The organism is Sphingosinicella sp. LHD-64 (genome assembly GCF_031157375.1).
Taxonomy (GTDB): Bacteria; Pseudomonadota; Alphaproteobacteria; order Sphingomonadales; family Sphingomonadaceae; genus Allosphingosinicella.
Genome location: NZ_JAVIFV010000001.1, coordinates 1,262,105 through 1,285,625, shown reverse-complemented (window position 1 = coordinate 1,285,625; position 23,521 = coordinate 1,262,105). Strand labels below are relative to the sequence as shown.

31 protein-coding genes are annotated in these 23,521 nt (G+C 66.8%); 12 read left to right on the top strand and 19 right to left on the bottom strand.

Translation table 11 applies throughout. The annotated features are described in order from the left end of the window. Positions 1-46: 46 nt before the first annotated feature. Entirely contained in the window at positions 47-694 is a 648-nt protein-coding gene (locus RCO27_RS06215; protein WP_309001762.1) for a hypothetical protein, read from the bottom strand. Next, complete coding sequence (locus tag RCO27_RS06210) at positions 691-1,800, bottom strand: DNA methyltransferase (protein WP_309001761.1); 1,110 nt, start codon at positions 1,798-1,800, stop codon at positions 691-693. Before RCO27_RS06210 ends, RCO27_RS06215 begins: the two co-directional genes overlap by 4 nt. A gap of 296 nt (positions 1,801-2,096) precedes the next feature. Here RCO27_RS06210 and RCO27_RS06205 point away from each other — a divergent pair, with 296 nt between their 5' ends. Together RCO27_RS06205 and RCO27_RS06200 are read left to right on the top strand one after the other, a co-directional pair. Then, entirely contained in the window at positions 2,097-2,975 is an 879-nt protein-coding gene (locus tag RCO27_RS06205) for a LysR substrate-binding domain-containing protein (protein ID WP_309001760.1), read from the top strand. Between the two features lie 67 nt (positions 2,976-3,042). After that, the gene (locus tag RCO27_RS06200; RefSeq protein ID WP_309001759.1) at positions 3,043-4,584 is read left to right on the top strand and encodes a cation:proton antiporter; all 1,542 of its coding nucleotides are present in this window, start codon (positions 3,043-3,045) and stop codon (positions 4,582-4,584) included. A gap of 12 nt (positions 4,585-4,596) precedes the next feature. On the opposite strand, the gene RCO27_RS06195 is transcribed toward RCO27_RS06200, so the two are convergent. Continuing rightward, entirely contained in the window at positions 4,597-5,058 is a 462-nt protein-coding gene (locus RCO27_RS06195; RefSeq protein ID WP_309001758.1) for a GFA family protein, read from the bottom strand. Between the two features lie 58 nt (positions 5,059-5,116). Here RCO27_RS06195 and RCO27_RS06190 point away from each other — a divergent pair, with 58 nt between their 5' ends. Continuing rightward, positions 5,117-5,458 carry a DUF3140 domain-containing protein gene (locus RCO27_RS06190; RefSeq protein ID WP_309001757.1) on the top strand — a complete coding sequence of 114 codons (342 nt, stop codon included), beginning with the start codon at positions 5,117-5,119 and terminating at the stop codon, positions 5,456-5,458. 20 nt (positions 5,459-5,478) lie between these two features. Here RCO27_RS06190 and RCO27_RS06185 read toward each other — a convergent pair whose 3' ends face one another. Continuing rightward, positions 5,479-5,940 carry an Lrp/AsnC family transcriptional regulator gene (locus RCO27_RS06185; protein WP_309001756.1) on the bottom strand — a complete coding sequence of 154 codons (462 nt, stop codon included), beginning with the start codon at positions 5,938-5,940 and terminating at the stop codon, positions 5,479-5,481. 203 nt (positions 5,941-6,143) lie between these two features. On the opposite strand from RCO27_RS06185, the gene RCO27_RS06180 reads away from it, so the two are divergent. From RCO27_RS06180 to RCO27_RS06165, 4 genes are all read left to right on the top strand, one after another. Then, entirely contained in the window at positions 6,144-6,509 is a 366-nt protein-coding gene (locus tag RCO27_RS06180) for a hypothetical protein (protein ID WP_309001755.1), read from the top strand. Positions 6,510-6,587: 78 nt separating this feature from the next. Next, on the top strand, positions 6,588-6,713 hold the full coding sequence (ykgO, locus tag RCO27_RS06175) for a type B 50S ribosomal protein L36 (protein WP_006833921.1): 126 nt from the start codon (positions 6,588-6,590) through the stop codon (positions 6,711-6,713). A gap of 209 nt (positions 6,714-6,922) precedes the next feature. Beyond that, the gene (locus RCO27_RS06170; protein WP_309001922.1) at positions 6,923-7,387 is read left to right on the top strand and encodes a nuclear transport factor 2 family protein; all 465 of its coding nucleotides are present in this window, start codon (positions 6,923-6,925) and stop codon (positions 7,385-7,387) included. 27 nt (positions 7,388-7,414) lie between these two features. Continuing rightward, on the top strand, positions 7,415-8,026 hold the full coding sequence (locus RCO27_RS06165; protein WP_309001754.1) for a cytochrome b: 612 nt from the start codon (positions 7,415-7,417) through the stop codon (positions 8,024-8,026). Here RCO27_RS06165 and RCO27_RS06160 read toward each other — a convergent pair. From RCO27_RS06160 to RCO27_RS06145, 4 genes are all read right to left on the bottom strand, one after another. Continuing rightward, positions 8,023-9,093 (bottom strand): alpha/beta fold hydrolase, encoded by a 1,071-nt coding sequence (locus tag RCO27_RS06160; RefSeq protein ID WP_309001753.1) that lies wholly within the window; start codon positions 9,091-9,093, stop codon positions 8,023-8,025. The two genes, RCO27_RS06165 and RCO27_RS06160, sit on opposite strands and share 4 nt — an antisense overlap. 16 nt (positions 9,094-9,109) lie before the next feature. Further along, complete coding sequence (locus RCO27_RS06155; protein ID WP_309001752.1) at positions 9,110-11,419, bottom strand: ATP-binding protein; 2,310 nt, start codon at positions 11,417-11,419, stop codon at positions 9,110-9,112. Between the two features lie 98 nt (positions 11,420-11,517). Then, complete coding sequence (locus RCO27_RS06150; RefSeq protein ID WP_309001751.1) at positions 11,518-11,865, bottom strand: ArsC family reductase; 348 nt, start codon at positions 11,863-11,865, stop codon at positions 11,518-11,520. Continuing rightward, a complete protein-coding gene (locus tag RCO27_RS06145) occupies positions 11,862-12,266 on the bottom strand; it encodes a GNAT family acetyltransferase (RefSeq protein WP_309001750.1) in 405 nt (134 codons plus the stop codon). Before RCO27_RS06145 ends, RCO27_RS06150 begins: the two co-directional genes overlap by 4 nt. 108 nt (positions 12,267-12,374) lie before the next feature. Here RCO27_RS06145 and RCO27_RS06140 point away from each other — a divergent pair, with 108 nt between their 5' ends. Both RCO27_RS06140 and RCO27_RS06135 read left to right on the top strand, forming a co-directional pair. Then, positions 12,375-12,800: a hypothetical protein gene (locus RCO27_RS06140; protein ID WP_309001749.1), complete on the top strand. Its 426-nt coding sequence runs from the start codon at positions 12,375-12,377 to the stop codon at positions 12,798-12,800. A gap of 2 nt (positions 12,801-12,802) precedes the next feature. Continuing rightward, positions 12,803-13,015: a helix-turn-helix transcriptional regulator gene (locus RCO27_RS06135; RefSeq protein WP_309001748.1), complete on the top strand. Its 213-nt coding sequence runs from the start codon at positions 12,803-12,805 to the stop codon at positions 13,013-13,015. Here RCO27_RS06135 and RCO27_RS06130 read toward each other — a convergent pair. Both RCO27_RS06130 and RCO27_RS06125 read right to left on the bottom strand, forming a co-directional pair. Continuing rightward, positions 13,012-14,187, bottom strand: a complete 1,176-nt coding sequence (locus tag RCO27_RS06130) for an MFS transporter (RefSeq protein ID WP_309001747.1) — start codon at positions 14,185-14,187, stop codon at positions 13,012-13,014. The two genes, RCO27_RS06135 and RCO27_RS06130, sit on opposite strands and share 4 nt — an antisense overlap. 31 nt (positions 14,188-14,218) lie before the next feature. Beyond that, entirely contained in the window at positions 14,219-15,253 is a 1,035-nt protein-coding gene (locus tag RCO27_RS06125; RefSeq protein ID WP_309001746.1) for an aldo/keto reductase, read from the bottom strand. Between the two features lie 97 nt (positions 15,254-15,350). Between RCO27_RS06125 and RCO27_RS06120 the strand changes: the two genes are divergently transcribed. Continuing rightward, positions 15,351-16,247, top strand: coding sequence for a LysR family transcriptional regulator (locus RCO27_RS06120; protein ID WP_309001745.1), 897 nt, complete (start codon positions 15,351-15,353; stop codon positions 16,245-16,247). Here the strand turns inward: RCO27_RS06120 and RCO27_RS06115 are convergent. Then, on the bottom strand, positions 16,244-16,801 hold the full coding sequence (locus RCO27_RS06115; protein ID WP_309001744.1) for a DNA-3-methyladenine glycosylase I: 558 nt from the start codon (positions 16,799-16,801) through the stop codon (positions 16,244-16,246). The genes RCO27_RS06120 and RCO27_RS06115 overlap by 4 nt on opposite strands. Before the next feature lie 31 nt (positions 16,802-16,832). Then, a complete protein-coding gene (locus tag RCO27_RS06110) occupies positions 16,833-17,774 on the bottom strand; it encodes a LysR substrate-binding domain-containing protein (RefSeq protein ID WP_309001743.1) in 942 nt (313 codons plus the stop codon). Positions 17,775-17,864: 90 nt separating this feature from the next. Here RCO27_RS06110 and RCO27_RS06105 point away from each other — a divergent pair, with 90 nt between their 5' ends. Next, the gene (locus RCO27_RS06105) at positions 17,865-18,959 is read left to right on the top strand and encodes a hypothetical protein (protein WP_309001742.1); all 1,095 of its coding nucleotides are present in this window, start codon (positions 17,865-17,867) and stop codon (positions 18,957-18,959) included. Positions 18,960-18,976: 17 nt separating this feature from the next. Beyond that, positions 18,977-19,534 (top strand): hypothetical protein, encoded by a 558-nt coding sequence (locus tag RCO27_RS06100; protein WP_309001741.1) that lies wholly within the window; start codon positions 18,977-18,979, stop codon positions 19,532-19,534. Between the two features lie 12 nt (positions 19,535-19,546). Here RCO27_RS06100 and RCO27_RS06095 read toward each other — a convergent pair whose 3' ends face one another. The 7 genes from RCO27_RS06095 to RCO27_RS06065 form a co-directional block, all read right to left on the bottom strand. Continuing rightward, complete coding sequence (locus RCO27_RS06095) at positions 19,547-19,978, bottom strand: VOC family protein (RefSeq protein ID WP_309001740.1); 432 nt, start codon at positions 19,976-19,978, stop codon at positions 19,547-19,549. 82 nt (positions 19,979-20,060) lie between these two features. Beyond that, positions 20,061-20,660, bottom strand: a complete 600-nt coding sequence (locus RCO27_RS06090) for a YdeI/OmpD-associated family protein (RefSeq protein ID WP_309001739.1) — start codon at positions 20,658-20,660, stop codon at positions 20,061-20,063. Continuing rightward, the gene (locus RCO27_RS06085; protein WP_309001738.1) at positions 20,660-21,067 is read right to left on the bottom strand and encodes a glyoxalase superfamily protein; all 408 of its coding nucleotides are present in this window, start codon (positions 21,065-21,067) and stop codon (positions 20,660-20,662) included. Before RCO27_RS06085 ends, RCO27_RS06090 begins: the two co-directional genes overlap by 1 nt. Before the next feature lie 71 nt (positions 21,068-21,138). Then, positions 21,139-21,888 carry a DUF899 family protein gene (locus tag RCO27_RS06080; protein WP_309001737.1) on the bottom strand — a complete coding sequence of 250 codons (750 nt, stop codon included), beginning with the start codon at positions 21,886-21,888 and terminating at the stop codon, positions 21,139-21,141. 52 nt (positions 21,889-21,940) lie between these two features. Further along, positions 21,941-22,372 carry a GFA family protein gene (locus tag RCO27_RS06075; RefSeq protein ID WP_309001736.1) on the bottom strand — a complete coding sequence of 144 codons (432 nt, stop codon included), beginning with the start codon at positions 22,370-22,372 and terminating at the stop codon, positions 21,941-21,943. Between the two features lie 13 nt (positions 22,373-22,385). Further along, the gene (locus tag RCO27_RS06070; protein WP_309001735.1) at positions 22,386-22,637 is read right to left on the bottom strand and encodes a hypothetical protein; all 252 of its coding nucleotides are present in this window, start codon (positions 22,635-22,637) and stop codon (positions 22,386-22,388) included. Positions 22,638-22,703: 66 nt separating this feature from the next. Further along, the gene (locus RCO27_RS06065) at positions 22,704-23,423 is read right to left on the bottom strand and encodes a DUF899 domain-containing protein (protein WP_309001734.1); all 720 of its coding nucleotides are present in this window, start codon (positions 23,421-23,423) and stop codon (positions 22,704-22,706) included. Between the last annotated feature and the right edge of the window lie 98 nt (positions 23,424-23,521).

Sequence of the window (23,521 nt, the reverse complement as noted above, 5' to 3'; positions counted from 1 at the left end):
ACCGACAACGGATCGTACACCTTACGGTTCAAAATTTTGAAGCGCGTCATACCAGGACTGGTTTGCCGCCCCGTAACTCGATGTCTGGAAGAGCATAAGCGGCTGCATCGCGAAGCTTGGTGGCAGGCTTCCTTAGGCCGAAGGTATGGGTGCGGCCGCCTTGCGATGCCCCGGCTCTGCTGCCTTCGTATTTCCAGTCTTCCGTTTCCAGGAATGCTACGTCCACTCGCCAAATCACCACGGATCGATCGGGTCGAATCGTCTTTGTTTCGTCAACAAGATAGCGCCAAACGATATACCAACCGGGATGATTGTAATGGGACTGGATCGGCCAATCTCGCGAACTTCCCTTGGATTCCAACGCTTCCGAAGGGGACGGATTGAGCTTGCCCCCGAGCGACAAGTCCGGAAAGCGCTGTTGAGCGATATCCGGGTGTTTGTGCCGCTTATACGGACTGAACACGTCGAGGGCTCGAATCCCCAGTATCCCGATCACCGCGCTGAATATATTCGCCTGTTCCCAGTAGAGATCGACGAGTTCCGTCGCTCCCTTTTCGATATATTCGACGGCGCGCTCAATCTGGCTCTGCTGGAGATTCTTTGGCAGCGGCATAACTTCCCCCCGGGGCGACAATCGTTGCAGCTTGAAAAGCCGATTGGCAAGTCGGGAGGAATGGCGTTCATTCAGGCTCAACGGGGCGTGAGCGTGCTTAGCTTGGCGATTGCCTCGTCCGCCAAACGCACAAATTTCGGATCAGCTTCTACCCCTATGCTCTCGTAACCAAGTGCATTGGCGGCGGCTAACGTCGAACCCGATCCAGCGAAAGGATCAAGCACCACGCCCTCGCCGAGAGGTAATGAGCCTCGCACTATTCTTCTTAAAAAGCTCTGCGGCTTCAAAGAGGGATGAGGTGCAATGAGTCGCTCGGCCCTGGGGGTAGGGCTCGACTTAATTACATCTCCGAAAGGAAGATCGTCGGAAATTCTCCTGAAGCCGCCTGTTTTCCATTTTCTAAGATTGTCCTGAACACGTCCTTCTAAGGGCTTACGCAACACAACCCAAGGCTCCCACATGGAACGGGGCATCACGCTTACAGAGCTAAATTCATGATGGGCATTCTTCGGCCGATCACCTCCCCGCATCGTCATGCTGAGCCGAACGATCGTACCGCGCAGTTCAAGGCCGGCGTCGGACATTGCTGAGGCGACAAGATGTGACAATAATGGATTGCTTGCGACCACCACGTTCGCCCCTGGCACGAGCACCTTGCGCAGACGCTTTGCGAAGAGATTGAAGAAGGAATGGAGTTGCACCCGATCTTGTGCACTTAAAACGGTAAAGCGAGGTAAGGGTGCTCGGCGATGACCATCAAAGGCCGGCGGTATGCGCCAGATCCCGCCGTTCCCTTCTCTCAATTTAGTGAGTTCGCGTTCGCTATATTCGACGAGACCGTAGGGAGGATCGGTTACGACGGCATGGATCGAATTTGGGTCCCTGCTCCGTAGCCAGTCCATACAATTCGCATGATAAAGTGAGGCTTTGTCGACGGTCACGGCGGGCGCAAGAGCGACATGGCTGACATTGCCGTCATCGATGGCGGAAAGCGAGTACTTGCCTCGTTCCGTCCTGCTAAAGAGCGACGGGACATTCAGCGTCAAATATGATCGCACTGAGGAAGGGGAGACACGACCTAAGCTGGCCGAAACAGCGTCAAGTATCTCTTTGACCGAAGCGGGCTCGTCTCTCGTTTCAAGGAAGCCAATCACTGCGTCTCGTACGAGACCCGGTGCCACCGCCATGGTTGTCGCCCTTTCGCCTAGTTGCTTTGACTTTGACGTCTGGACGTCTTCCGGTCAAGACCATCTGAAGCGCGTGGGCAAAAAAAGGCCGACCCGAAGGCCGGCCTGGAAGTTTTAGGAGAGGATGCCTGAAAGGCAGGGCTCTTTTTGCGCTTGCGAAGAAATTGTGCAAGTGCGAAATGGGCAATCACGAGTGCAAAAAATGCACTCCAGATGCGCGGATTTCACAGGCTTGTAGCAAAAGCGCCGCAATGTGCGCTGCACAATAGGGATGCCCGAACACGGAAAGGCCCCGCATGAAGAGGTTGCCGCCGCTCACCGCCATCGAAGCCTTCGTCCAGACCGCGCGCCTGGGCTCGGTCAAGGCTGCCGCTGACGCGCTGGCCTTGTCGTCGCCGGCGCTGACCCGGCGAATCCAGGCGCTCGAGCGCCATGTGAACCGGCCCCTGTTCGAGCGGCGCCACCAGTCGATCCACCTCAACGAGGATGGCGAGCGGCTGCTCGCCGAGGTCGGCCCGGTGCTCGACGAGCTCGGCCAGGCGCTGGAGCGGGCGACCGGCGGCGGGGCGCATCTGCGTCTCAGGCTCGGCGTGCTGCCGCTCTTCGCCTCCTACCGGCTGATGCCGCGCCTGCCGGAGCTCAAGCAACTGCATCCCGAGCTGCATCTCGATCTCGACACCGGCGCGGGCGCCGTCGGCCGGCTCGAGGACGGACTCGACGCGGCGATCATCCTGGCGCGCGAGCCGGAGCCGGGCCTTTACGCCCACGAGCTCGGCCTCAACCGGGTGATCGCGATCGGCGCCAGCAAGTTCGCCGAAGGACCGGAGGCGCTCGCCGATCCGGGGCAGCTCGCCGGCATGACCGCGCTCATCCACCGCGACCTGCCGAACGCCTTCGACTATTGGCGCGAGGCGGCGGGCGTTCCGGATCTCCACATGGCCGAGACCGATATGTTCGATTCGGGCCAGCTCCTGCTCAACGCGGCGATCCAGGGGCTCGGCGTCGCCTTCATGTTCGAAATGCACCTGGAGGGCGCGCATGACGAGCGGCTGGCCCAATTGTTCGGCATCGCGGCCGAAAGCCCCTATGCCTATTGGTTCGTCTGCCGTCGCGCCGCGCTCAATCGTCGTGCCGTGCGGATTTTCCGGGACTGGCTGGTGGGCACGCCGGGATAGGGTCTGGACCCAAGGCTGCGCCAGTCATGATTGGACCGCGGCGGCCGGCCCGGCGTAGAATGTCGCCATGAGCTTCTTCGAGAGCCTGGTCGTCCTGCTGCTGGTGGCGATCGTGCTGCTGCAGGTGTCGCGGCGGACGGCGATCCCCTATCCGACGATGCTGGCCGGGGCGGGGGTGGTCGTGGCGCTGATTCCGGGCACGCCGGCGATCGGGCTGGAAGGGCATACCGCGCTCGCCCTGTTCCTCGCGCCGGTGCTGGCCGATGCGGCGTTCGATTTCCCGCTGGCGGCGATCCGGACGCTGTGGCGGCAATTGCTGGCGCTGGCCGTGGTCGCGGTGCTGCTGACGACGGCCGTGGTGGCCTGGATCGGCTGGGCCTTTGCCGGCCTGCCGATCGCGGCGGCGATCGCTCTCGGGGCGATCGTCGCGCCCCCGGATGCGGCGGCGGCGACCTCGATCCTGCGCTCGGCGACCCTGCCGCGGCGGACCGTCGAGGTGCTGACCGGCGAGAGCCTGCTCAACGACGCGTCGGCGCTGCTGATCTTCAGCGCCGCAGTCGCGATCCAGAGCCAGGGCGGCATCGGCGGCGGGCTGGGGCTGCAGCTGTCGCTCGCAGTGCCCGGCGGGATCGCACTGGGCCTCGCCTCGGGCTGGCTGTTCCGCCAGATCATGCCGTTCACGCGCAACTCGCTGGGCGGCAACCTGCTCGAGTTCGTCAACGCCTATCTGCTGTGGTTCATTGCCGAGCGGCTCCATCTGTCCGCGGTGCTCGCGGTGGTCGCGATGGCGATGTACATGGCGAACGTGCCGGCGGTGCAGCAGGCGCCGCGGCATCGCGTCCAGTCCTTCGCCGTGTGGAGCGCGGCGGTGTTCCTGCTGAATGTGCTCGCCTTCCTCCTGATGGGGATGCAGGCCCGCGAGATCGTCGGCGCGATGTCGCCGGGCGAGCTCGGCGAGGCGCTGCGCTTCGCCGGGATCGTGGTGGCCGCGGTGATCATGACGCGGCTCGGCTGGGTGCTCGCCTACAACCGGCTGGCCGCGCGGTTCGGCTGGCTGCGCGGCAAGGCCCCGGCGGCCAGCGTCAAACAGGGGCTGCTGGTCGGCTGGTGCGGGATGCGCGGGCTCGTGTCGCTCGCCGCCGCCTTCGCGCTGCCGGCGGATTTTCCCCAGCGCGACCTGATCGTGCTCGCCGCGTTCAGCGTGGTGCTGGCGACCCTGGTGTTCCAGGGGCTGACGCTGGCGCCGCTGATCCGCCTGCTCGGCATGCAGGACAGCAGCGAGCGCGCGCGCGAGTTCGTGGCGGCGCGCTGCGCGCTCGCCGACGTCGCGCTGGCGGCAGTGGCCGGCGCCAAGGGGCGGGTCGCGGACGAGACCCGGCGGCAGCTCGAGATCGACCGCGCCGCCGCCGACGAAGGGGAGGGGCACAAGGAGTTCGTCGCGCGCCGCCGGTTGAAGCTCGCTGCGATCGCCGCCCAGCGCGACAAGCTCCAGGCGCTGCGCGACGACGAGACGATCGGCGAGGACGTCTATCAGGCGCTGCAGGAGGAGCTCGACTGGCGCGAGCTCGCCATGCTGCCGGAAGGCGGCCGCACGATGGAGGAGGGATAGGGGCGGGTGGCCCTATACGGGCCGCGTGCCCTCCACGGCATATTCGGCAACCAGCGGCTCGAAAACGGGCAGGTCCGGTATGCCTCCGAAGCTGTGCTTCGCCGGAGTTGTCGCCCAGGGCAGCTTCTCGTCCGTACAGGTTTCGACATGGGGTTCGAACCAGTCGTGGTCGTCGAGCATGGTCGGCCGCAGATTCACGAACCCCGCCGCGCGCCCCGGACGGGTGAACATCCAGGTCATGCAGCTCGGGCAGAAATAATGCACGTCGCGGTTGAGGCCGCCGAGAACCGGCGCGCCGGCGGTGATTTCGAAGCCGTCGGCGGGGATCGCGAGCGAGAGCGAAAAGGCGCTGGCGCTCATCGACTGGCAGCCGGCGCAGTGGCAGGCCATGGCGAGCAGCGGCGGCTTCGTCACCCGGATCCGCACCTCGCCGCAGCGGCAGCCGCCGTCCCAGGGCAGTTTCCAGTCGTCCATCACCTCTCTCCCTTGTGGCGGCGATTGAACTACAACGCGGTTCGGGAATTGGGGAGCCATGGCGAGGCTCGATCGCGACAAGGTGTACCGGGAGTTCGGCGAGGCCGTGAACATGGCGCCGGCCGAGCTTGAACGCTGGCTGGACACCGAGGACAGCCGCAAGGTCGGCTGGAAGGGGTCGGACGGGAAAGGTGCAGGCGAAAGCATCGGCCACGCGTCCGGCCGGCGGATCTTGCAGATCCTGCGCCGGCGGAAGGCCGAGCTTGGCGACGACGACTATGCCCATATGCGCAAGGTGGTCGGCTATGTCCGCCGTCATCTCGCGCAGCGGCCGGAGAATGAGGTCACCTCGCGCTGGCGCTATTCGCTGATGAACTGGGGGCACGATCCCGTGAAGTGACCCGGCGCCGCCATGGACGGCTAGCGGTCGAGCTTCAGCGGATAGGCGGTGGTGCTCTTCACCCGCTCCATGGCGAAGCGGGAGGTGACGTTCTTCAAGGGCACGTCGGCGATGAGGCGTCTGTAGAAATCGTCGAACTCGGCCATGCTGCCGACGGCGACGCGCAACAGATAGTCGACGTCGCCGGCCATGCGGTAGACGTCCATGACCTCGGGCATGGCCGCGACGGATTCGGCGAAGCGGGCCAGCCATTCGGGCGAATGATCGGCCGCCTCGACCTCGACGAAGACAGAGATGCCGAGGCCGATCGAGACCGGATCGACCAGGGCGACGCGCTTTTCGATCACGCCCTGCGCCTCCAGCTTCTGGATGCGCCGCCAGCAGGGGGTCTGCGACAGGTTCACCCGGTTGGCGACTTCGGCCACGGGCAGCGATGCGTCCTCTTGGAGGATGGCGAGGATCTTGAGGTCGGTGCGGTCCATGTCGTGCTTTCAGAAGTGGAACGATCTTCCAATAACCGGCCCATGGAGTGGTTCAAGAGCAATAATCTTCTCCATGTGAACAATTCACCTTATCGATCGGGTGGGCTTTCGACCAAGCGCCACGGCTTTTCTGCCAGGCGCGGTGTCCCGGATCGCGCGTGGTTGGCGCCCGCCCCAGGATCGAATCGAAGTCGGTTTGCGAGGTGCGACATGCGACGAGCGACCCGGCGGTGCTCGACCGCCAGAGCCGGAGCCTCAGCAACGCCGAGCAGGCCTTTTCGGACAACGCGCAGCGGATCGGCATCGGCCCGGCCTTCCGCGAGGCCGGTGCGCCCGATGCGATGAACATGGGCGCCGGCGCCGGTTTCACGATCGGCAACGCGGCGATCGGAGAGCTGGTCGCCTCATCCGAACCCGGCAGCCCGGTCAGCGGGATGATCCGGTCCAACGGGCCGGTGCCGGAGGGGCGGCCGACGGCGGCGCCCATGTTCATCGCATCGGGCGCCGGGCTGCGCCGGACCGGCCGTGGCGCTATATTGCCGAGTGAGCGGCCAGAGCAGGCGGGTTGACTTGGGCGCCCCCCGCGACTAGGTGGGCGCCTCTTTTCAGCAACAGAATCGCAAGAAGACAGGCAGGCGTTCCGAGCCATGAAGATCCGCAACTCTCTGAAGTCCTTGAAGTCGCGCCACCGCGACTGCCGCGTGATCCGTCGCCGGGGCCGCACCTACGTCATCAACAAGACGAACCGCCGCTTCAAGGCGCGCCAGGGCTAAACAGCGCTTTCCGGCAAGAGCGGTTTCCGGTTTTGCGGCCGGAAAGCGCGCGCCCATGGCTCCGGCCGCAACGGCTGCCGGCTTCGACGCGGACCGCGTCTCCCCGCGCAGACATCGAGATGGAGGACCGTTGCAGAGACGGAGCCGAGCTGGAATGATGGCCGGCACCCGTTCTCGAAGGAGCCGCCGTGAAGAAAGCGCTTGGCCTCATTCTGCTGCTCGCGGCCTGCACCGCCGAGCCTTCGGCGCCTGATCATTCAGCCGACGAAGCGGCGATCCGGCAGGTGATCGCCGACATGGAGGCGGCGTGGAATCGCGGCGACTTCCGCGGCTATATGGCCGGCTTCAAGAATCCCGATGTCGTCTTCGTGTCGCGCGGCCGGTTCCAGCGCGACTGGCAAGGGACGCTCGATCATTATGTCCGCGATTATGGCGGCGATCCGGAACGGCGCGGCCGGCTTCATTTTTCTGACATCCGGATCGAGATGCTGTCGCCCGATGCCGCGCAACTGATCAGCCGTTACCGGCTCGAAGGCGGCGGGCAGCCGCAGGACGGCATCAACACCCGCCTGATGCGCAAGGTCGACGGCCGCTGGGTCATCGCGCTCAATCATGTGAGCTCGCGCGAGGCCACGGAGCCGTCGCCGGATTCGAACGTTCAGCAGGGACGATAGCATCTCCGTACCCGAAAGGAGGGAGAGATGGCGACCGTTCCCGAAGCCACGCCGCAGCGGGAGGTCCTGCTGCGCTACACCGACGGGGCAATCCTTCTGCACTGGCTGATGGCCGCTCTGGTGGTCGTCCAGGTCTGGATCGGCTTCACGTTCCACAACATGCCGAGGGGGCCGGAGCGTGCCGACATGTTCCTGTGGCACAAGACCGTCGGCGCCACGATCCTGATGCTCGCGATCATCCGGCTGATCTGGCGGCTCCTGCACAAGCCGCCGCCCTTTCCGGAGGACCTGCCGCATTGGGAGCGGATCGCCGCCGTCTGGAATCACCGGATCTTCTACGCGCTGCTCATCGTCATTCCGCTGACCGGCCTGTCCGCCGTTTCGGGCGGCGCCGAGGAGGCGATGACGCCGTTGAAGTTCGGCCTCGCCTTGCCGGTCATCCCGGGCCTTTCCGAGGCGGCGGGCGACCTGTTCGGCGGGGCGCACGAGGCGCTGGTCAAACTCACCATCGCGCTCCTCGTCATCCACGTCGCCGCGGCGCTGAAGCACCAGTTCATCGACCGCGCCCGCGTTGCCGGCCGCATGCCGCCGTTCCGGGCGCCAGGCGGCATCGAGGCACGCCCGCGCGACGATGTCTAGCGGCCGGTCCGCGCCAGCAGGTCGATCAACTCCTGTCGCCAGAAGCGCGCCCAGGTATGGGTGCCGTGGCCGCGGGTTTCGGCGCTTGCCGGGATGAGGACGTAGCGCGCACTCGGCATCCGCCGCGCCGCAGCCTCGGCGATGCCGTAGGCGGGCGGATTGATGAAATCGTCGGCGCTGTTCACCCAGGTCATCGGCACGCGGATGCGCTCAAGATCGGGCAGCGGATTGTAGGTCCGGGATGAATCGAGCTGGTAGATCAGATCGTTGGCATCGCGGCTAGCGATGTCGCGGGTGACACGCTCATCGATATAGGCCTCGGCCGCGTCGCGGGTCGGGTAGGCGACCTGGAGCTGGAGCGGGTTCATGCCGGCGATCTGGAGGATCGAGACGGCGGTGCGCAGGCCCTGGACCGGCTGGTTGGTGTAGTTGCCGTCGTTCCAGGCCGGATCCTGGCGGATGCCCTCGGCGGCCATGCGGCGCCACATCCGGTTGTGGCCGGCGATCTCGGTTGGCAGGCACGCCATCGGCATCGCGGCGCGGGCGAAATCGGGATGCGCCTCGGCCCAGACGAAGATGTGCATGCAGCCCATCGACGTGCCCATGACGAGCCTGAGCTGCCGTACGCCGAGCTCGGCCAGCATGCGCCGCTGCGCCTCGACCATGTCGTCATAGTCGTAGTGCGGGAAGCGGGTGCGCAGGCCGTCGCTCGGCTTGGACGAGCGGCCGTGACCGATATTGTCGGGCAGGATGATGAAGTAGCGGGTGATGTCGAGCGGCTGGCCGGGGCCGTAGAGCTGGTCGGCGAACTGGGGGCTGAGGAACTGTCGTCCGCTGCCGCCGGTGCCGTGCAGGACCATCACCGCATTGGTGACGTTGCCGGCGGCGTCGCGCTGCGGCGTGCCGAGCGTCGCGTAGTGCATCCGGAGTTCCGGCAACGTCTCGCCCGAGCGGAAGCGGAAATTGCGCAGCGTCACATCGCCTTCGGTCAGGCGCGCCGCCCAGTCGGTCTGCGCGGCAGCCGGCACGCCAAGCAGCAGCACGGCGAGGAAAATCAAAGCACGCATCTGAAACCCCTCAAGATCAGTCCGCGCGATCAAGCATATCCCGGATGCGCGCGGCAAGATCGGCATAGGCGAACGGCTTGGTGATCAGCTCGACGCCCGCGTCGAGGCGGCCGTGATGGACGATGGCGTTGCGGGCATAGCCGGTGGTGAACAGGACCCTGAGATCGGGCCGGAGCACGCGTGCCTCCTTCGCCAGGACCGCGCCCGTCATGCCGCCGGGCAGGACGACGTCGGTGAACAGCAGGTCGACGCGGCCTTCCTGCCGCTCGAGCAGGCGCAAGGCGGAGGGGCCGTCATGCGCCTCGAGCACGCGGTAGCCGAGCTCGCGCAGCGCTTCGACCGTATAGGCGCGGACATCGTCGTCGTCCTCGCAGACGAGGATGGTCTCCTCGCGCGAGCCTTCGGGCACCGGCGCGTCGAGCCGCTCCTCCTCGACCGCCGCATTGCCGGCCAGCCGCGGCAGATAGATCCGCACCGTCGTCCCCTGCTTCTCCTCCGAATAGATTTTGAGATGGCCGCCCGATTGCTTGACGAAGCCGTAGACCATCGAGAGGCCGAGGCCGGTGCCCTTGCCGACCTCCTTGGTGGTGAAGAAGGGCTCGAAGGCGCGGCTGCGCGTCTCCTCGTCCATGCCGCCGCCGATGTCCGACACGCAGATCGAGACATATTGGCCCGGCACGACGCCGGGATTGGCGCGGGCATAGTCGCGGTCGAAATGGGTGTTGGCGGTCTCGATCGTGAGCTTGCCGCCGTTCGGCATCGCGTCGCGGGCGTTGACCGCGAGGTTCAGGATCGCATTTTCGAGCTGGTGGGGATCGGCCTCGACTCGCCACAGGCCGGCCGCCAGAACCGTCTCCATCTCGACCGTCTCGCCGAGGGTGCGGTGGAGCAGCTCGGACATGCCGGTGACCAGCCGGTTGGCGTCGATCGGCTTGGGCGCGAGCGGCTGGCGGCGCGAGAAGGCGAGCAGCCGCTGGGTGAGCATCGCCGCCCGCTCGGCGCCGGTCAGCGCGCTGCCGAGCGCGCGCTGCACCCGCGCCTCGGCCTCAGGGCCGAGATGGCGGCGGGCGGCGTCGACATTGCCAGTGATGATGGTGAGCAGATTGTTGAAGTCGTGCGCGATGCCGCCGGTCAGCTGACCCACCGCTTCCATCTTCTGCGCCTGCCGGAGCGCCTCCTCGATCTGCTCGCGTTCGGCGACGGCAGCCGCGATCCGCGTCTCCAGCGAGCGATTGAGCTCCCCCATGGCTTCCTCGGCCCGGCGCCGCTCGGCGATCTCGCGCTGCGCGGCCTCGTAGAGCCGGGCATTGTCGATCGCGACGGCCGCCTGGCCGGCGATGCCGACGAGCAGCTCCTCGTGGCGCGCGGTGAAGCGGCCGGGTTCCGCATGGCCGAAGAACAGGCCGCCGATCACTTCGCCCGATCGCGAGACGACCGGGACGGCGAGATAGGAGGTGACCGGCAGATGCCCCTCCGGCATGCCTTGGCGCGGCGTGTTCCGGCCGTAGCGGGAGTCTTTCGTGATGTCGTCGGAACGGACCACGCCCTCGCCGTCGAAGGTCGGCGCGAAAATCGCCGTCTTGCGCGGCATCGGGAATTTCTCGAACTCGGCCCGGTCGGCGCCCGAGATCGTGAACAGCATGTAGCGGTCGCCCGCCGGGTCGATCACGTTGTAGAAGAAGGCGCCGAACTGCGCGCCGATCAGCGCGACGCCGGCATCGGTGACCTGCTGCACGACGCGCTGGACGTCGAGCTCGCCGGCCAGCGCCGCGCCCGTCCGGTTCAGCGTCTCGAGCCGCCGGGTCTCCTCGTGCAGCGCCGCTTCGGCCGCCTTGGCGGCGCTGATGTCCTGGACCAGCGCATAATAGCCCGCGACCGCCCCGTCGCCCTGCCGGTCCGGCACATATTCGATATGGACGAACCGCTCGCCGCCGTCCCTGTAGTGGAGGACGCGCTCGACCGTCAGCCGTCTGCCGGCCAGAACCTCCTCGACCGTCGGCTGGACCTCCTGATAGGCGGTCTCGCCGAGCACGTCGCGCAGATGCGCGCCGAACAGATCCTCGCGCCGGCAGCCGAACCACTCCTCATAGGCCTTGTTGTTGAAACGGTAGCGCTGACCGGAATCGACGTAGCAGATGAGAATGGACAGGGCATCTGCCAGCCTGCGGATCTGCGCCTCGTGCGACGACGCGGCGCCGAACCGTTCCAGCGCCGTCTCGCGCTCCGCCAGTGCGGCACGCAGGCGGGCATTCTCGGCCTCCAGCGCCGCAAGGCGGCCGTCGTCCGGCCGTGCCGCCATGCGTTCGCCGTCGGAAAGTTCGGACATGGCGCCCCCTTGAGCAACCCGGCTTGGTCGGTTCCCGGATCTCGAATCGCAGCGATTTCCGTCATCCTACCCCGTCCGGGCGGCGGGCATAGACGGTTTCAGTCGCCGATCGCGTCGCCGTACAAGTCGGGCTTGAACCCCAGCAGGCGCTGGTCGCCGAGGTCGAGCACCGGTCGCTTGATCATGGACGGCTGCGCCAGCATCAGTGCGACCGCCTTGTCCTCGTCGAGGCCCTGTTTTTCGGCATCCGGCAGCGCGCGAAAGGTCGTGCCCGCGCGGTTGAGCAGCTTGTCCCAGCCCAGCTCCTTCACCCAGCCGCGCAGGCGAGGTTCGTCGATGCCGGCGGTCTTGTAGTCGTGGAAGGCGTAAGGGATCCCCTGGGCGTCGAGCCAGGCGCGCGCCTTCTTGACCGTGTCGCAATTCTTGATGCCGTACATCGTGATCATGTCAGGAAGCGTCCCAGGGTTATGACGGACTGGCGCTCCAGGCCGAGCGCCTCGTAGAAGCCCAGGGCCGCGACATTGTCGTCGCGGACCATGAGCTGGATCTTCGGCACGCTGCGGGCCCGCAGCCAGGCTTCGGCGGCCGCCATCATCTCGCGGCCGAGGCCCGCCCGCCGCCGGTCCGGCGCCACCGCCAGGTAATAGACCCAGCCGCGATGGCCGTCATGACCGACCATGACGCTGGCGGTCAGGATGTCGCCTTCCCGGTCGAGCAGGATTGCAGAGGCCGCGCCGTCGACCGCACGCGCGAAATCCGCGGCGGGATCGTTCCAGGGGCGGGTGAGGCCGCAGGCATGCCAGAGCGCGATGACGTCCTCTGCGTCTTGCCGGCCAGCCACGATCATCGCGCTTCCCTTGCACAGGAGAGGCAGGTCTCGAAAGGCAAATATTCTTGACTCGATGTTATATATAACTAACATGATGTCATGTGGATTAAACCTAGGAGTGCCCGTATGACCTTTCACGAGAAGAGCCGCTGGATCGCGCTGCTCGCCAACCTCGCGGCGTGGAGCTGGTACTTCGTCGCCGTCGCGCGGCTCCATGCGGCGGGCGTGCCGAACGTGCCCTATATGATCGCGATGATGCTGCCGGTGATCGTCGCCATCACCGTCATCCACATTGTCGCCCATGTCGCCGTGGCATTGTGGAAGCCGGGCGAGGCGCGCAGCGAGACGGACGAGCGTGAACAAGCCATCGCCCGGCGAGCCGCCAGCATCGCCTACAATGTCCTGGCGGTCGGGCTCGTCCTCGCGGTCGGCGCGACCCTGTTCAACTGGACCGCCTTCTTCGCGGTCAACGCGGTGATGCTCGTCTTCATCCTGGCCGAGAGCGTCCGCTACACGCTCGAGATCGTCGCCTATCGCCGCATGGCCGCCTGACCATGGCGAAACGGCTCACCAACGCGATCCGCACCCTGCGCTTCCATGCCGGCGAGATGACGCAGGCGGAGCTGGGCGAGAAGATCGGCGTCACCCGCCAGACGGTCGCGGCGATCGAGCAGGGCAAATATTCGCCGACACTGGAAACCGCCTTCCGGATCGCCGACGTGTTCGGTGTCCGGCTGGACGAGGCGTTCCAGTGGGAGGAAGGCTAGCAGGCAGCCTCGACGGCGGCGGGCATCCGCCGCGGCCTCGCCCGCGTCGCCAGCACGAGCGCGAGACCGGCCGCCGCCATCGCCGCGCCGGCGATCGACACCGCCGGATAGCCGAGACCCAGCTCGATCACGCCGCCGCCGACGGCCGCGCCGATCGCATTGCCGAGGTTGAAGGCGCCGATGTTCATCGCCGAGGCGAGGTTGGGCGCATCGGCGGCGGTCGCCATCACCCGCATCTGGAGCGGCGGCACCAAAGCGAAGGTGGCGACGCCCCAGGCGAAGATCGACAGCGCCGCCGGGACCGGCCACCGCATCGTCACCGCGAAGAGCAGCAGGAGGGCGGTCAGGAGGGCGAGAGTGACGATCAGCGCCCGGTCGATCGACCGGTCGGCATAGCAGCCGCCGAGCCAGTTCCCGACCGTCAGGCCGACGCCGTAGATCACCAGCATGGCGGTCACGAACAGGGTGGAGGCCTGCGTCTCCTCGTGCAGGATCGGGGCGATGTAGGTGAAGACGGTGAACATCGCGCTGGAGCCGAGCACGGTGAGCAGCAGCGCGACCAACACCTCGCTGCGGCCGAGCACGCGCAGCTCCGCCATCGCGTCGCTGGGACCGTCCATCGCGATGCGCGGCAGGGCCAGCCAGAGCGAGGCCATCGCGACCGCGCCCAGCCCCGCAATCCCGGCGAACGCGATGCGCCAGCCGAGCTGTTCGCCGACCCATGACGCGAGCGGCACGCCGCCGATCGTCGCGACTGTGAGGCCCATGAACATCGCCGCGACCGCACCGGCGCGCTTGTCCGGCGGAACCAGCCCGGTCGCGACGACGGAGCCGACGCCGAAGAAGGCGCCGTGGTTCAGCGACGTGACGATCCGCGCGGCGAGCAGCATGGTGTAGCCGTCGGCCACGGCGGAGAGGAAGTTGCCGAGCGTGAAGATGCCCATGAGGCCGATCAGCAGCGTCTTGCGCGGCACCCGACCGGTGGTGAGCGTCATCAGCGGCGCGCCGAGCACCACACCGAGGGCATAGGCGCTGACCAGCAGGCCCGCGGTCGGGATCGAGACGCCGAGATCGCTGGCGAGCAGGGGCAGGATGCCCATCGGGGTGAATTCGGTGACGCCGATGCCGAACGCGCCGACGGCGAGCGCGACGAGGCCCAGGTTGAGCTTCATGGGATCAGACCTTCCTGACGGGGTGCGCGGATCAGACGGCCGGCGGATTGAGCCGGGCGAAGCCGTCCTGGGTGCGATAGGGATAATAGGGATAGGCGACCGGGCCGGCGCTGGCGGCGTCGAGCGCGGCGATCTGCTCGGGCGTCAGCGCCCAGCCGACCGCGCCGAGATTGTCCATGAGCTGCGACTCGTTGCGCGCGCCGATGATCACCGAGGAGACGGTCGGGCGCTGCAACAGCCAGCTGATGGCGATCTGCGGCACCGTTTTTCCGGTTTCGGCGGCGATCGCGTCGATCGCGTCGACGATGCGGTAGAGCCGCTCTTCCTCGACCGGCGGACCCCATTGCGCAGTGTCGTGGAGGCGGCTGCCTTCGGGCAGGGGTTGGCCGCGGCGGACCCTGCCGGTGAGCCGGCCCCAGCCGAGCGGGCTCCAGACCAGCGCGCCGAGGCCCTGGTCGAGGCCGAGCGGCATCAGCTCCCACTCATAGTCGCGGCCGACGAGGGAATAGTAGGTCTGCTGCGCGACATAGCGCGGCCAGCCGTGGCGGTCCGCGGCAGCGAGCGACTTCATGACCTGCCAGCCGGAGAAATTGGAGACGCCGGCATAGCGGACCTTGCCGTCGCGAACGAGCTGGTCGAGCGTCTGCAAGACTTCCTCGACGGGCGTTGCGGCGTCGAAGGCGTGGAGCTGCAGGAGGTCGACATAGTCGGTGCCGAGGCGGCGCAGCGCGTCCTCGACCGCGCGGATCAGGCGAAGGCGCGACGTGCCGGCGTCGTTCGGCCCGTCGCCCATCGGCAGGCCGGTCTTGGTGGAGATCAGCACCGCGTCGCGCCGGCCTTTGATCGCAGCGCCCAGCACCTCTTCCGAGGCGCCGCCGGAATAGACGTCGGCGGTGTCGAACAGGTTGACCCCGGCCTCCAGGCAGATGTCGACCAGCCTGCGTGCGTCGTCGGCATCGCTGGTGCCCCAGGCGCTGAACAATGGCCCCTTGCCGCCGAATGTGCCCGCACCGAAGCTCAGTGCCGGGACGATGAGGCCGGAATTTCCGAGACGACGATAGTCCATGACAAACCCCTTATCTGTGTTCTACGCACAGATGGCCGCCGCCCTGCGCGGCTTTTAGACACGATTTCGGTCAAACATCTGTGAGCAGGACGCAAAGATGACACGCGAGCGCGTCAACCGGGCAGCCGATATGGAGGTGTTCGCGACCGCGATCGAGCGCGGCAGCTTCTCGGCGGCGGCGCGGGTGCTCGGGCTCTCGCCGTCGGCGGTCAGCCGGACCGTCGCGGGGATCGAGGCGCGGCTTGGGGTGCGGCTCGTCATCAGGACCACCCGGCAGCTCGCGGTGACGCCGGAGGGCGAGGCCTATCACCGCGCCGCGCGCCGCATCCTCGAGGACCTGGCCGAGGCCGAGCATGCGATCTGCAACCAGGGATCTCCGCGCGGGCGGTTGCGGGTGAGCTCCACCCTGTCGCACGGGCGGCACGTCCTCATCCCGCTGCTGCCCGAGTTCCTCGAACGCTATCCGGCGATCAAGGTCGATCTCAGCCTCACCGATGCCCGGATCGATCTGGTCGAGGAGCGTGCCGATGTCGCGATCCGGATCGGGCCGCTGCCCGACAGCAATCTGATGGCGCGCCGGCTTGGCGACAGTGGCCGGACGGTTATCGCATCGCCCGCCTATCTCGCCCGTCACGGCACGCCGCGCGAGCCGGAGGACCTGCGCAATCACAATATCATCAACTTCAATTTCCGCCGCCACAACCCCGACTGGTCGTTCCGGCGCGACGGCGAGGATTTCGAGCTCGATGTCGCCGGCAATATCGAGGCGAACAACGGTGAGACGGTGGTGCAACTGGTCGAGGAGGGGATCGGCATCGCCCGGGTCGGCACCTTCCACGTCGCCCGGATGATCGAGGAGGGCCGGTTGGTGCCGCTGCTCGATGACTATAACCCCGGTGACCGCGAGCCGATCCACGCGCTCTTCATCGGCGGCACGACGATGCCGGCGCGGGTCCGCGTGTTCGTCGATTATCTGGTCGAGAAGCTGCGCTAGACCTGCGCACGCCGGAAGCAGGTCGCGGCATGATCGTTGACGATGCCGACCGCCTGCATCCAGGCATAGACGATCGTCGACCCGACGAACTTGAAACCGCGCCGCTTCAGTTCTTTCGAGACCGTTTCGGAGAGCGGCGTGGTGGCGGGAAAGGTCCTGCCGTCGCCCGTCACCACCTTGCCGTCGGTGAACGACCAGCAGAAGGCGGCGAAGTCCTCGCCGCGGTCGGCCATGTCGCAATAGAGGCGGGCAGCGTGGATCGTCGCTTCGATCTTGGCGCGTGAGCGGACGATGCCGGCATTACCGAGCAGGCGCGCCACATCGGCTTCGCCGAAGCGGGCGACCAGGTGCGGTTCGAAGCCAAGGAAGGCGGCGCGGAAGGCGTCGCGCTTGTAGAGGATGGTGCTCCACGAGAGGCCGGCCTGGAAGCCGTCGAGCATCAGTTTCTCCCAGAGCGCGCGGGAGTCGCGTTCGGGAACGCCCCATTCGGTGTCGTGATAGGCCTGCATGCGCGGATCGCTGCCGGCCCAGGCGCAGCGCCGGGGAATGGTCATCGGGCGAGCTTGAACCGGCGCTTCCGTCCGATCAAGCCGGTCCGACGACTATCGCCGATTTGATCGCCGCCGCCGCGGCCTCGCGGGCCTGCTCCGCCTCAGCGCCGAGCCAGTCGCGAAACCGGGCGAGCTTGGCGCTGTGCTGGCGGACGACCGGATAGACGAACCAGAAGGCGCGGCCATCCCCGGTCACGAGATCGTGCACCGGCACCAGTCGTCCCGCCTCGATCTCGCTGCGGAACAGGATCGGCGAGGCGATCGCGATGCCGTGCCCGGCAAGCGCCGCGGCGACATCGAGGTGCTCGGCGGAAAGGCTGGTGCCGAAGCGGTCCGCCGCCGGCGTCCGTTTCGCCCCCAGCGCACGATACCAGAGCGTCCACCAGTCTGGCCGGCCAAGCAACGGCACGTCGGGCAGCGCGTCAGGATCGACGAGCTTCGCCGCAGCTGATTTCAGGGCCGGCGCGCAGAGCGGCGTGAAGATGGCCGGGAAGAGGAAGGTCGTGCGCAGTCCCGGCCAGCGGCCATGGCCATTACGGATCGCGGCGTCGAAGCGGCCGGCGCCCAACTCCTCCGGCTCGGCGGACAGGTCGAGCGCGACGGTGATTTCCGGATGAAGCGCGCGGAAGCGGCCCAGACGGGGTGTCAGCCAACTCGTTCCGAGTGTCGGGAGTGTCGTGATCGACAGCCGCGCCTCGTCGAGATCGGCGGCACGGACGAAGCTGGCGCGCAGTGCCGCGAAGGCCTTGGTCGCCTCGCCTGCGATCAGCGAGCCAGCCTCGGTGAGCGCGACCCGCTGCGGATGGCGGATGAAGAGGACGAGGCCCAGCTGCCGCTCGAGCTGGCGCACATGATAGCTGACCGATGCCGCCGACATGTCGAGCTCGCGCGCGGCCCCCGCGAAATTGCCGAGCCGTGCCGCCGCCTCGAAGGCGCGGATGGAAGCCAGGGACGGGAAGCGTTGCGCGTCGACCATAAGTTTGCCTTAGCCTCTGCCGGCGATCTTTGCATGTCAATTCAGGGCGCCCGCGGCGAGACAGGTCGGACGGAAATCGCAGGGGTCCCCATGTTTCAAAGCTCGCCAAATCGGCGCGATCTTCTCGCCGGACTGATCGGCGCCGGTACCGGGATCGCGGCGCTTCCGAAGCTCGCGTTCGCCCAGTCGCCGCAGCGCGATCTGGCGGCGCGGGCGCGCGACTGGGAATGGCTGGTCGGCAACTGGGACGTCCACCACCGGCGCCTGAGGCGGCGGCTCGCCGGCAGCACCGACTGGGACACATTCGAAGGCACGAGCGCGATGTGGCTGACCATGGGCGGGCTCGGCACGATCGACGACAATATCCTCGACCTGCCGGGCGGCATCTATCGCGCCGCCGGCATCCGCGCCTACGATCCGGCAACGGACCGCTGGTCGATCTGGTGGCTGGACGGGCGCAATCCGACCCGGATCGATCCGCCGGTCATGGGCCGCTTCGACGGCGACGCCGGCACCTTCACCGGCACCGACACGTTCGAGGGCCGACCCATCGACGTGCGGTTCCACTGGCAGGCGATCCACGGGCGGCGGCCGCACTGGCAGCAGAGCTTCTCGCCCGACCGCGGTGCGACCTGGGAAATGAACTGGGAGAATTTCTTCACCCGCACCGCCGCACAGCCGACACCATTGCCGTTGCTCCCGGCGGGCGACCCCGAACGCGCGCCGGATGACTGGGCCTTTCTCGCCGGCCGCTGGCGGGTGCATCACCGCAAGCTGCGGCGGCGGCTCGCGGGCAGCAACGACTGGGACGAGTTCGGCGGGACCTTCGTCAACTGGCCGATCCTGGGCGGCAACGGCAATGCCGGCGACAATCTGATGGAGGCGCCGACCGGCACGTTCCGCGGCGTCGGTTTCCGTGCCTGGGATCCCACGACACGCGAATGGCTGAGCTGGTGGCTGGACGGACGCGACCCGACGCGAATCGGCACACCCTTGCGCGGACGCTTCGTCAACGGCGTCGGCCTCTACCTGTCCGACGACGTGCACGAGGGGCGCCCGGTCAAGGCGCGGGTCACCTGGTCGCGGATCAGCGGAGCGACGGCGCGCTGGGAGCAGGCCTTCTCCGCCGACGGCGGACAGAGCTGGGAGATCAACTGGACCTCCGATTTCACGAGGGTTGTATGATGCAGGCGGATCGTCGGATGTTGATGAAGGGCGCCGCCCTGACGCTTGCCGGCCTCGCCGCACCGGGGTTGGCTCAGGAGACGGCCGCGCCGCTTCCCGAAGGCACGGCGTCCCGAACGGATTTCGACTATTTTCTCGGCACCTGGCAGGTCGAGCATCGCCGCCTGCGTCAGCGTCTGGCCGGCAGCACCGACTGGGAGGAGTTTCCCGGCCGTACCCATTGCCAGCAGCTGTTCGGCGGGCTGGTCAACCTCAACGAGAGCATCTCGCAGCGCGGCGGTCGCACCTCCTACGGGATGGGCCTGCGCGCGCTCGACGAGCCGGGCGGGCGCTGGGTCGACTGGTATCTCGCGGCGAGCGACCTCAGCAAGATCGATCCGCCGCTCTACGGCCGCTTCGCGGGCGGCGTCGGCACCTTCTATTCGCGCGAAACCTATGAAGGACGGCCGGTGCTGGTGCGCGGGCAGTTCTCCTCCGTCAGCGATAGCGAAGCGCGCTGGGACCAGGCCTTCTCGACCGATGAGGGGGCGACCTGGGAGACCAACTGGGTGATGCGTTACTTGCGGACGGCCTAGCGGTCTGCCGTCTCAGCCATGTTCGTCGTCGGGGAGGTTCGCGGGATTCCAGACGACCTCCCAGAGATGGCCGTCGAGGTCCCGGAAATACGCGGCATAGCCGCCGTAGAAGGTATCCTGCGGCGACTTCACGATCTCGGCGCCGGCTTGACGCGCCTGCGCGATCACCTCGTCCACTTCTTCGCGGCGGGCGACATTGTGCCCGATCGAGAAGGATGTGGGGCTGATTGCAGCCTTGGGAAGGCCGCTGTCATGGGAGAGGTCGTCCTGCGCCCAGACGGCGAGCTTCAGCCCGCCGGAAAGATCGAAGAAGGCAACCGCGCCATGCTCGAACTCGCGGCCGACGATGCCCTCCGTCGGCAGGCCGAGGCCGTCGCGATAGAAGCCAACGGCGCGCTCGAGATCGGCGACGGCCAGGGTCAGGACGGATATCCGCGGCTTCATACTGCACGCAGGAATGTACGAGCGCAGACTCGGTTCCTGTCGACCCGCCGCCGCGACCGGTTTGGCGGCGAGCCGACCGATCTCACACGTTGCGCTGCGGATGGATCATCTCGCCGCGTTTCAGCATGTTGACGAAGGTCGCGATCTTCTTCTTCCGGCCGGCTTCGGTCTTGATGTTGTGGAGCCGGAAGGCGAGGGCGAAGCGATTTTTTGCGTTCAGCTTGGTCAGCATCGTCTTTGCCGCGGGCTCGGCGTCGATCGCGGCTTGCAGATCGGGCGGGATCGGCATCGTCTGGCTGCCGCCATAGGCGCGATCCCAGCGGCCGTCGGCCTTGGCCGCCTCGACCGCCTTGAGGCCGTGCGCGGTCATCCGGCCGTCGGCGATCAGCCGGGCGACATTCTCGACGTTGATGCGGCTCCAGACGCTCTTCGGCCCGCGTGGCGTGTAGCGCTGGAGAAAGCTCTTCTCGTCGAAGCCCTTGCGGATGGCGTCGATCCAGCCCCAGCAGAGCACGACCTGGATCGCCTCCTCGGGCGTGATCGACCTGAGGCCCGATTTCACCTTGTGGATCTTGATCCACACTTCACTTTCGGTGGCATGATGCACGCCGAGCCACGCGTAGAAGCTCGCCGCGTCGGCGAATTCATGGACCTTGTCGGGATCGACGTGGACGGGCGCCATCAGCGATCCCGCGCGTCGCCGCCCTCGTTGGGCTCAGAGAAGCGGATGCTGTTGCCGAAGGGGTCGTGCGCCGTCACCAGCCGCGCGTCCCATTCGGCCTGCTCGAGACCCGGGCGGTTGTAGCCATAGTTCTTCGCCATCAGGGCGCGGTGGAACTCCTCGATCCCCTGCATCCACACGAACACGGTGGAGCCCGGCGTCGCGTCGCCGTGATGCTCGCTGAGATGCAGGCGCAGCCCATCGCGCGAGACCTGCATGTAGAGCGGCATGCCGGGGCCGAAGCGATGCTCCCAGTCGATCGAGAAGCCGAGGAAATCGACATAGAATTCCCGCGCCTTCTCCTCGGAAAAGATGCGCAGGATCGGGATGGCGGTCCAGGCGGATCGACCGGGATTTTCTTCCGTCATGGCCTGGACCTCGTGCGTTGGCTTCGTCTCGCGATACGGCGGCAACCCGGATTCGTCGAGGGCCAGCAGGATCAGCGGCTGCCTTTGTGCAGGTCGTCGGAATGTCCGGCCTCCAGGCGGGGCCATTGGGAGAGGGGGCGGCCGTCGCGACGGAACGGATGGTTGGTTTCGCCCCAATATTGTGGCCAGCTGGCGGGCGAATCTTCCCAGTCTTCCTGCCGGCCGTAGACGGTCAGGTCGAGCAGGCGATAGCTGTTGTCCATCGCCTCGACGCCGCGCATCCACGTCCAGTAGGTCTCGAACACATCCGACCCCTGCCGCAGGTAGCAGACGAGGTGCATCATGCCGATCCGGCGACCGGCGAGAAGCGTGTCGAGCGACTCCTGGGCCGAGTACCAGGGCATCGTCCAGCCCATGAAGTCGCGATAGCGGACGCTTTCCTCGTAGGGACCCTGGCAGAACGTCGCGTAGGTCACGTCGCGGCTGTGGAGATGGGACAGCTCGCGGACCTGGGTCGTGAACCAAGTACATCCCTCGCACTGATTGGCGGCCGGACGGCCGGGGAACCACATGAAATAATAGGCGACGAGCAGCCGCCGGCCCTCGAAGGCATCGAGCAGCGTCAGCGGGCCTTGCGGGCCGACAAGGGGCGTCGCTCCGTCGACCGCCACCATGGGCAGCCGCCGGCGGGCGGCCGCGATGACGTCGCCTTCGCGCATGTGTTCCTTCTCCCGAATCCGCAATGCGTCCAGTTCAGCCTGGAAGGTGGCGCGATCGACCACCTCGGGGGCGGCGCGGTCGTTGGTCGTGACGTCGTTCATGCGTCTCTCCTCGAGGAATTGAAGCGGCTCGCACGCGGTTCGGCAATCCGTCCTACGTGACGTCCTGTTGCGGTGGCGGCGGCATCTTCTCGAACCGGGGCAGTGCCGGATCGATATGGTCCCAGGCATGGCCGGCCGCTGTCCACATGACGAGCTGCGGCTTGTAGCGGGCAGGATCGTCGAGACTCCCCGCGCTGGCGACAAACACCTCCGGCATGTCGGGGAAGGCGATAAAGACCGGCGCGCCGCACGTCGGGCAGAAGGCGCGGCTCTTGCGGGTTCCCTCCTCTCCGGCGGTCGTCCGCAGACTGGCCTCGCCGGTGACCTGCACGGGCGCGCCGACGAAGGTCAGATGGGAACTGTGGCCGGTTCCACTTTCGCGCTGGCAATTGCGGCACTGGCAGTCGTTCATCATCATCGGCTCGCCCGAAACTTCGTAGCGCACGGCGCCGCAGGCGCAGCCGCCGGTATAGGGTTCAGTCATCTGCTTTCCTTCGTCAGAATGCGGTGAGGCGACGATCGCGCCACCTGGAGATCAGCTTGAGCCAGGGCGGCGCATGGAAGACACTCATCAGGACATACATCGGCACCATGCCGCCGAACGGCGAGGAACCGTGCGCGGCCGAACACAGGATGTCCGCCGGGCCGCCGCCGTGCGTGGCCGTCACCAGCGCCATGGCCGCGAAGGCCGGTGCCGCCGCGAGGCTCAGCCAGGCGGCGGCCCGCTCGGCGATAGGATATTCGCTCATGCTCTTGCTCCCGTGGCTGTGCGTCGCCGCGGTGCCGGTACGCCGCCACGCCGGCCTCTCGATCTGTCACTCTCGGCCAGGATCCGTGTCGAGGTCGTCATGCCAGACCCACCAGCCGTAGGGGGGTGTCTGAGGATAGCCCTCCGGCGAGTCTTCCCACTCCTCCTGGCGTCCGAGCGCGGTCATATCGAGATAGTTCCAGGGGTTGCCCATCTGCTCGTCGCCGCGACCGTTGATGAAATAGGTGCGGAACACCTTGTCGCCCTCCCGGATGAAGGCGTTCGTGCCGTGCCATTCATCCACCCCGAAGTCGGCATCGAAATCGTCGGTCAGCGTGTACCAGGGGATGTGCTCCCAGCCCATCTGCGCTTTCATGCGACCGAGGTCCGCCTGCGCTACGCGCGAGACGAACGCGAGGCTCGTATCGCGGGCGTTGATATGCGCTGGGTGGGCGACCTGATCGGCAATCAGGGAGCAGCCGATGCAGCCATGCTCGGGCCATTTCCCTGTGCCGGGCTCCATGAATGCGCGGTAGACGATCAGCTGCCGGCGGCCGTCGAACAGATCGAGCAGGCTCATCTTGCCGTCGGGGCCGATGAACGCATAGTCCTTCTCGACGGCCAGCCATGGCATCCGCCGCCGCTCGGCGGCCAGCGCATCGCGTTCGCGCATCACGGCTTTTTCCTTCGCGCGCAACCGCTGGTACGCTGCCTCCCATTCCTCGGCCGATACGGTCGGTGGTCGATTCTTCAGCGCTTCGTCACGCGAGAGCGTATCATGTTCCATGGCTGTTGCTCCTGTCGTTCAAGAGACCCCACCGCATCACTCTGGATTCTTCGACCTCCCCGGTTCGCCGGCATCGCGCATGGGCTTTCCACTTCTGC